4 protein-coding genes and 1 pseudogene are annotated in these 8,062 nt (G+C 62.4%); 2 read left to right on the top strand and 3 right to left on the bottom strand.

The window, feature by feature from the left end; all coding sequences use genetic code 11:
• On the top strand, nt 1–213 hold a 213-nt coding region (locus tag ABIB78_RS38575), incomplete at its 5' end, for a hypothetical protein (protein ID WP_429034269.1).
• A 471-nt stretch (nt 214–684) separates the two neighbouring features.
• On the opposite strand, the gene ABIB78_RS38570 is transcribed toward ABIB78_RS38575, so the two are convergent.
• The 3 genes and pseudogenes from ABIB78_RS38570 to ABIB78_RS38560 form a co-directional block, all read right to left on the bottom strand.
• Nucleotides 685–1,467 (bottom strand): hypothetical protein, encoded by a 783-nt coding sequence (locus tag ABIB78_RS38570; RefSeq protein WP_429034268.1) that lies wholly within the window; start codon nt 1,465–1,467, stop codon nt 685–687.
• A gap of 579 nt (nt 1,468–2,046) precedes the next feature.
• Nucleotides 2,047–2,581: pseudogene (locus ABIB78_RS38565) on the bottom strand (tyrosine-type recombinase/integrase).
• A gap of 373 nt (nt 2,582–2,954) precedes the next feature.
• The gene (locus tag ABIB78_RS38560) at nt 2,955–6,104 is read right to left on the bottom strand and encodes an acetoacetate--CoA ligase (RefSeq protein WP_429034267.1); all 3,150 of its coding nucleotides are present in this window, start codon (nt 6,102–6,104) and stop codon (nt 2,955–2,957) included.
• Nucleotides 6,105–6,981: 877 nt separating this feature from the next.
• On the opposite strand from ABIB78_RS38560, the gene dinB reads away from it, so the two are divergent.
• The coding region (gene dinB / locus ABIB78_RS38555) for a DNA polymerase IV (protein WP_429034266.1) at nt 6,982–8,062 on the top strand (1,081 nt) is incomplete at its 3' end.

Here is an 8,062-nt window from a genome sequence, read left to right as displayed (position 1 = left end):
AAGCCAATTCGGGACCATCAGGGCTTTGTCAAGCTGTCTCTGACAAACCAGGATGTTCGCATGAGCGATGTTACCCTTCATAGCTCGAAGGACGAAAATGACGAAGGCTTCATCGAGGCCGCCGATCTCGTCGTCGAGCGCGGGTACGACCTGATAACGTATACGACCACGCGGCCGGCCGACCCGGCTTCCATCAGATGGATGCCTGATTGATAGAGGAGGCGATTTGATGAATCGGTTCGCCAAGCCCTACAGGCGCGGGCGGTTGGCGTCCAGGGGCCGAATGGATACGCACTCTCCGCTTGCGGCGCTGTCCTAGTCGACACGCGCTGGCGTCGATTAGGACAAGGTAACGTGCGAGGCCATCGCCCCCAGTGAATTAGCGAGATCGGACAGACGTGTGAGGACGGCTCCGGCGCTTACCGTCAAGCAGGGGGCGTGCGCCGGGCCATTTTTCTAATGGGCCGACCATCCGTTGCCTGGAGGTGGCCATTCTGACCGGCAATTCGGCTGCGCTGTAACTCGTTCCAGGATAAGAGCGATCGTGGGCTGTCGGCCCGAGGCCGCGTTATGGCGAGCCGCTGGCGACGATTTATTTCCAAAAGACTATTTGGAGATCAGGTTCAACAGGCAGCAGTCACAGCGGCCACTTCGCATTGCTTGCCATGATGGCGGCTTCGCAGATTAGCGCACCGACCATGGCCATGCCGGCGGTTGCGGCTTGTTGGCTTGCGGTCGAGCCGGGGCCGGCGTCGGTTTGTGCGTCTGCGTGACGTTGGTTGGCCGTCGTGGACGCGGCAATGGTATTTCTGAGGTTACGTTTGCTTGGCCTGACGTCTGCTTAGTCTCTTCAGGCGCCTCCTTTGGCGCTGAGGCGTTAGCGATCAGACGGGCCAGTTGTTCCTGGCTTACGTTGAGGCGCTCGGTGACCGCCTTGCTTTCCTGAGCCATCTGAATTTGGACAGCTTTGATCTGGTCGACGGCATTGTTGTTGCGTGCAATTTCCGCTTGGCTCGCCCTGAGTAGGCCTGCCACGCTCTCATTGTCGCGGACCAGTCGTTCTTCCCTCAGCTGGAGCTGTTCGACCGCTTGTCTTAAGGCGGCGAGATCGCGTGCTATCGGTTGGAGCTGCTGTGCCAAGTCGGAAGAAAGTGCGACGGCAGTCGGCGCAACGTCTTTGGGCGGGGCTTGCGTCAGAGGTGTGGGGCTTGAGGAGGGTACGCCCGTCGTACCGACGGAGGACCACCACCAAGCACCGCTAGCAATGGATGCTAACAACACAAAACTGACGGAGGCCGGGTAGCGCCAATCTCTCAATCGATGAATCGTTGCGCGCAGCGCACGAGGTACCATGCTGGTCGCTGGGCTCGAAGGGCTGACTCCCGCTTCGCGCGCGAAGTTCGAAAGCTGCTCCTCGAGGCTCGTGAGCCGCCCTTCCACAACCTTGTTGTCCAGCGTGGAATCCATCTGGTGCTCCATATCAAACGGAATGTAATCCGACTGAGAGCAGATCTAGGCGCAACAATTGTCCCGACATCACGGTCAAACAGGGCGGGTAGCGTACTGCAGCTTAGGTAAGCAGGGAAGCGGCTCAGCGCGCTTGAGCTCGCTCAGACCGTAAAGGCCATTAGCCCGATGTTGAACGGCTTTGCTCGCGCGGCCGCCATCAGCTGGAGAAGGGCTCCTTGACTTCGGTCAGGTGCAACTTCGAAATCGCGTAGTCCCCAGGTGTTGCGCGCTCGTGCTCGGGAGCGCTCATCGCACGAGGCGAACGGACTGAGCCACCACTGAAAAGCGCCTCCGATCCGTTCTTTAGCTCAGAACGGTTGTCCGTCAGGCGTAGCCGTCGGCTTTCTGTTCGCGGACAGGATGTATCACGGCTGGAAGCCTTACCTGGCAAGGTTCCATGCCAAGCCCGAACTGTCCTCACAAATCTCCCCCTAACTCAATGGAACAACGTAGGGCCTGATGCCGTAGTTTTACGGGGCGCGTTCGCATGCCGGTTCGGGTGCGCGATGGCTGCCTGATCGTCGCATGCTGGGAGTTTCAGCTGCCGCAGTTGGCAACGCGGGTATAGAGCGCCGTGGTGTCAAGCTTGGCGTGACCGAGCAGCACCTGGATGACGCGGACATCGATGTTCTGCTCGAGCAGATGGGTGGCGAAGCTGTGCCGCAAGGTATGCAGCGAGACGCGCTTGTTGATCTCAGCCATCTGGGCGGCGGCGTGACAGGCGCGATTGAGCTGGCGCGTAGTCGTCGGCTGGGCCGGATCGCGGCCCGGGAGCAGCCAGCCTCTAGGCCGTTCGCAGCAGGTCGAGCAGGCTCGGCGACAGCATGACGTTACGGTCCTTGCCGCCCTTGCCCTGCTCGACGCGGATGATCATGCGCTTGCTGTAGATATCGGCGATCTTGAGCGAAACCACCTCGATGGCGCGCAGGCCGGCGCCATAGGCCACACTCAATGCTGCCCCGTACTTCAGCCACGACGTGCGGCATCGAGCCGTGCGCCACCTCCTCGACGCTGAGCACCACCGGCAGCTTGCGTGGCTCGTGAATGATATGGGTGTGCTCGACAATCTCATGGCGCTTGAGCGTGACCTTAAAAAAAACCGCAGGGTCGAGACGGTCTGATTGATGGTCGGCACGTCAACGCCGCTCGCCGTCAGATGCAGTTGGTAGCGGCGCACGTCCTCGAAGCTCGCCGTATCTGGCGATCGCCCCATCCGCCGGCGGTCACGGGGATGCTCGTGTTTGAAGTGAGGTTGGCAACCCCTCATCTTCAGACAGGACGCGCCCATCCCGATACTCGCCCAGCTGCCTGCCGCAGCGCCTTACCGCGCGAGCGGTTTAGTCCTGGGCCTCATAGCAGACATGGAGTCAGTCGGCCGTTTCCGCCAAGCCGCTTTGGCAAGCATCATCGAGAGCGCGCCGACGATACGCCGCATTTGATGCGTCTCAGATAGGCAAAAGAACGATTTCTGAATACAGCCTGTCGATCTCGCTGGCTGCGAGCAGGGCGGAGCGGTGACAGGTCCGCAGCGGACGCATCACGCCGCGTGGTCGGATTGCGAAGAGCCGCGCCTCCGCGACGAGCGCTATGGTGTGCTGTCGGCGCAAGATCGCGAGCTTGACGCGCTCCAGATGCCGTGACAGCAGCTCCGGCGCACTGCAATGCAGGATGTCCGAATAGGGGATCCGCAGGGGAAGCACTTTCCTCAGTCGACCCCCATTAAGGCGATGCGACCGGCGTTTTACCACGAGAAAGGCATGATGGGCCCCGTCGCTCACGGTGAGCTGCAGGCAATCGTATGGTGCATGATCGTCGAAGATTTGCCGTTGCTCGCTGGTTAATCTGGCGCGGACTTCCACTGGATCGAAGCTGATGACCGGAGGCTTCGGCGCGAATAGAGTCTCGGCCTGTAGCAATGGCGGCATAAAGATCCGGTGCGTTTCCAGCGGCGTGAAACGCTGCGTCAGTAAGGCAGACAAGGAAATCGGCGCGGGCGTGAAAGCAGTATAGGTTAGGCTCTCATCTCGTAGCAGCTCGCCGAGCAGAGCCATCCCCCAACCGCGGTAGCTCGGGTGTACGGACCAAGAGGAGACGTTGCAGACGAGCGCTGCCCTACCATTCATCTGCCGCCGGGCGACGACGGCGCCAAGAAAGCCGACGACCGCGCCGCCGTCGAGGAGCATGAAGCCGCGCTTGTGATCGGACCAGCCATGCTCGAAGAGCCGGCGCCACGAAGTGGCCTTGATGCCCGACTCCCCGAAGGTTTGCGCGAGGAATTGGCATACCGCCTCCTGGTCGTCCGGACCCATGGCACGGAGATGCAAGCCGGACTGATCAGCCTGTTTCGTCGCCACCAGCACCGCTCCGACGGACAGGGTTGTCGCTATGCCTTCGATCGACGGCGCGGCCAGAAAGGCCGAGAGGGGCAGGTGATGTCGAGAATAACTTTCGATATCGAGTAGCAAGGCCAGTATCGCCAGCGAATCCGCGCCGACTTCAAGAAGATTGTCGGACCAGGCGATGGGCGAGACCCCCAGTGCGCGCTCACAAATCGCCTGCAACTCCTGCCGCAACTGGTTACCATCCGGAATGACCTTGGGGCCCGGCGTGGGCGGCTGCGATACGGTCATGGCCGAAGTCGCCCCGACAACCGGATGCGCGGCGATACCATCGAGACATTCCGGGTTCTGAAGGGCATCACGGTTCCGTACTGGGCGAGCATTCACGGCATCCCGCGCCGCGGCTTCGGACCGCTTCCCGCTAAGGGTGACAGGAAGCGCATCGACCTGTGCGATGCGCGCCGGCACGAAGGCGGGAGAGCCGCAGTGCTCAAGCTTCGAGCGGATGTGCTTCGCCAATGTGCTGTCGAGCACCAGCCCTTCGCGCAGCACGACCAGGAGAACCATGCGCGAGCCGCCGGGCTCTTCCTCCGCCTGCTGCTCCACTGCCATCGAGTCGCGGATTTCCTCGACATCAGCGAGGATGCGGTAAATCTCCGCGGTACCAATGCGGATGCCGCGCACGTTGACAACGCCGTCGGAACGGCCATGAAGCCGCCAACCACCTTGGGGCGTGGCCTCGATCAGATCGCCGTGCGTCCAGAAGCCGGGATTCTGGGCGAAATAGGCAGCATGGAAGCGCGTGCCGTCGGCATCGTCGTGAAAGCCAAGGGGGCGCGAGGGAAAAGGATTCGCGCAGACCAACTCACCGATCCGCGCCCCCGGATCGTCGGGCGGCGGCAGCGAGCGCACATCAAGGCCGAGGCTGCGGCACTGTACCTCGCCGCGATGGACAGGCAGATTCGGATTGCCCAGCACAAAGCAGCCGATGATGTCGGTGCCGCCCGAGATCGACTGCAGCGGCATGGCTGCCTTTACCTGATCGCGGACCCAGTCGTATTGGCGGGGATACAGGATGGAACCAGTGGAAAGCACAGCGCGCAAGGCGGAAAGGTTGAACATCCGGCGCGGGGAGAAACCGACGTGTTCGCAAAAGTGTAGATAGGCAGGATTGGTGCCGAACACGGTCACGCGCTCCTCGGCAACGATCCGCCAGAAGGTGTCCGGCCCTTCGAGTAGCCCATCGTAGAGGACGATCTCTACGCCGGACGCGAGCGCGGAAAGCTGCCAGTTCCACATCATCCAACCGCAGGAGGTCTGGAAGAACAGTTTGTCGCCAGGGGCGAGATCGCAGTGCAACCGGTGCTCCTTCACATGCTCAAGCAGGGTGCCGCCGACACCGTGCTGGATGCATTTCGGCGGGCCCGTGGTACCGGAGGAGAACATCGTGAACAGGGGCTGATTGAACGGATGGCGCAGCCAGCCGGGTCGGTCTTCGTCATCAACGACATCGCGCAACAGATCGGCGAGCTTGAGCAGGGACACTGTCCCATCGCCGGTGGCAAGCGCGCCGTCGTCGAGCGCGATGATCGCGGCAAGGCTTGGCAGGCCGGCCGCCGCCGCGATCACGCGCTCGGCAGCAGGGACGCCCCGATCCCATGGCTCCGCCCTGAGACAGCCGAACAGCACAACGGGATCGAGGTGAGCGAAGCGTGCGAGGATGGCGGGCACGCTCATGTCCGGCGCGCAACTGGCGAAGGTTGCACCAATGGCGGCCGTTGCGATCGCGGCAATGACCGCCTCGGCATTGTTGCGTGCGATCGCCACGACATGGTCGCCAGGGCGCACACCAAGGTGCTCTAACCATGTTGCCAGCCGGGCTGCCGCAACGCGCAATGCGCCGCGCGTGTAAGTGTCCCGACCGCCCCCCGCGTGGCAAGCCGTCAGGGCCGGCTCTTCTGCGCTGCCGGCGAGGAGGCACTCGGCATAGTTCAGACGGAGGCCCGGGAAAAAGCGTGCGGTCTCGCAGGCATCGCCCACGCAGACGGGATCGACAGCCCCCTCCCGGGGCAGGTGGCACCACTCAACAAAGAGCCGCCAGAAGCTGCGAAATTCTCGCACCGCGAATTGGTCCATCGCAGCATGATCGGACAATTTCCGACCGATGCGGGTCTCACACCATTGCATGAAGGCAGTCAGTTGCGAATGCGCGAGGGGCCGATTCTCGGGACCGATGACCACATCCTCGTCAGACACGCTAGCCCCTCACTCGCGTCCAGGTGGCAGCTGCCTCTGAGACTTGGCGGAGCCCATCATCACGTCACGGACGCTCGAGGGCGCTCTATCTGCACCGTTTTTCTATCGCGAAAAGGTAGTAATAGGCAGGGACAATCCGGAGGTACCTCGTTTAGCGGGAATTGCAGTAGCGCGAGCGCGTTGAGGTCCGCCATAGGTTACAAGGCGACATCCTCGGGGACGGGGTCGTGTGTCAGCTTTGCCCTCGAAAGCGACATCCCGGATTGAGTACGCGCATTGGTTCACCGAAGTGCTTTTCGTATCCTTGGGTTGGCTGCGCGTGGAACTGTGCTCGGAAAATCAGGGAAGCTTCGTTGCAGCCGAGAATGGATCCTGTGAGCTCGCTCCTGCCCAAGGATTGCACGACGAGCAGATACAACGACAGACTGAGGACGAGTGTCGACGATCCACGGCCAGTTCCGCAGGTTGTCACGCTATCGCTCAAGAAAGCGACAAGCTCGCGGCTTACCGTCGTCGGTGACACGCGTTCTCTTAGATCTGCTTCTTCCGTCGCGCACTGATGTCATAGAGCTGCGATCCGATCGACCGCGATCTGAGCCTCAGGGTACGCAGACGATGAGGTCGCGAGGAGTTCTAGTCTCCGCGTCGAACCCATCCAAGCCGCTTCGATCCGGTCCGCGGGCAGAAGCCTCGGCTCGTTAGGCGGGCTTCGGCGTCTGCCCGCTCGCATACACCTTAGACGACGCGACGGCATCGCGCGCAGAGCTCCGGCCACGACGACAAGGGCGGGGTTGAGTATGTTCTCGTTCTGTTCTATTGTCAATTGTGGCGTACGAGGACGAGCGGTTTCGGTCAGGTCGGGGATCAACGGGTTGAGATGGCAGTCGCAGCCACCATCCTTCACGCGGACCTGGATGCTTTTTACGCGTCGGTCGAGCAGCTGCTTGAGCCGTCGCTGCGAGGCAAGCCGATCGCCGTCGGGGGCGGGGTCGTGCTTGCCGCGTCCTACGAGGCCAAGGCCTTCGGCGTGCGTGGCGGCATGTCGGGACGGGACGCGCGCCGGCTGTGTCCGCAACTGATTTTTGTCGGCGGCCATTTCAGCGACTACAAGCGGCTGGGTGACGCGGCCATCAGGGTGATCGGCGACTTCACGCCGCTGGTCGAGCGCATTTCGATCGACGAGGCATTTGCGGACGTCGCCGGCTGCACGCATCTGTTCGGTACCCCCGCCGAAATCGCCGCGACGATCCGGCGGCGCGTGCGCAGCGAACTCGGCCTTCCGATCTCGGTGGGCGTCGCCCGCACCAAGCATCTGGCGAAGATCGCTTCGCAGGTTGCAAAGCCTGACGGGCTCGTTGTCGTTGATCCCGACGCCGAGCTCAGCTTCCTTCACGAATTGCCGGTTGAGTTGATGTGGGGGGTAGGGCCGGTCACCAGGACACGGCTCGACGCGATCGGCGTCGCGACGATCGGCCAACTCGCCCAATTGTCGGAACGGTCGCTGACGCGCTTGCTCGGTCCGGCGGCGGGCGAGAAGCTCGCAGCCCTGGCCTGGAATCGCGATCCGCGACAACTCAGGCCGCACCGGCGTGCGCGATCGGCAGGAGCACAATCGGCGCTTGGCCGAAGGCCCGCGACCGAGCAAGTCATTCGGCCGACGCTGCTTCATCTCGCCGACCGCGTCGCCACGCGGCTTCGGGCGAAATCCCGGCCTGGACGAACCGTGACGGTGCGCGTTCGTTTCGCCGACCTGAAGTCGGTGACGCGTGCGATCACGCTCGATGTGCCGGTCTGCACGACGATGATTCTCGCGCGGCTCGCCGGCAGTCTTGTGCGTGCGATTCTAGCTGACCATCCGTGCGAGAAGATCATTTCACTGCTGGCGATCTCGGTGTCGCATCTCGAGGAGCACTGGGATCTTGCGCTGGAGCTTCCGCTTGGACTGGCGGATGAAGCGC

Source organism: Bradyrhizobium sp. I1.14.4 (genome assembly GCF_050435825.1).
Taxonomy (GTDB): Bacteria; Pseudomonadota; Alphaproteobacteria; order Rhizobiales; family Xanthobacteraceae; genus Bradyrhizobium.
The sequence above is the reverse complement of the archived record's forward strand: the minus strand, read 5'-3'. Positions and strand labels throughout refer to the sequence as shown.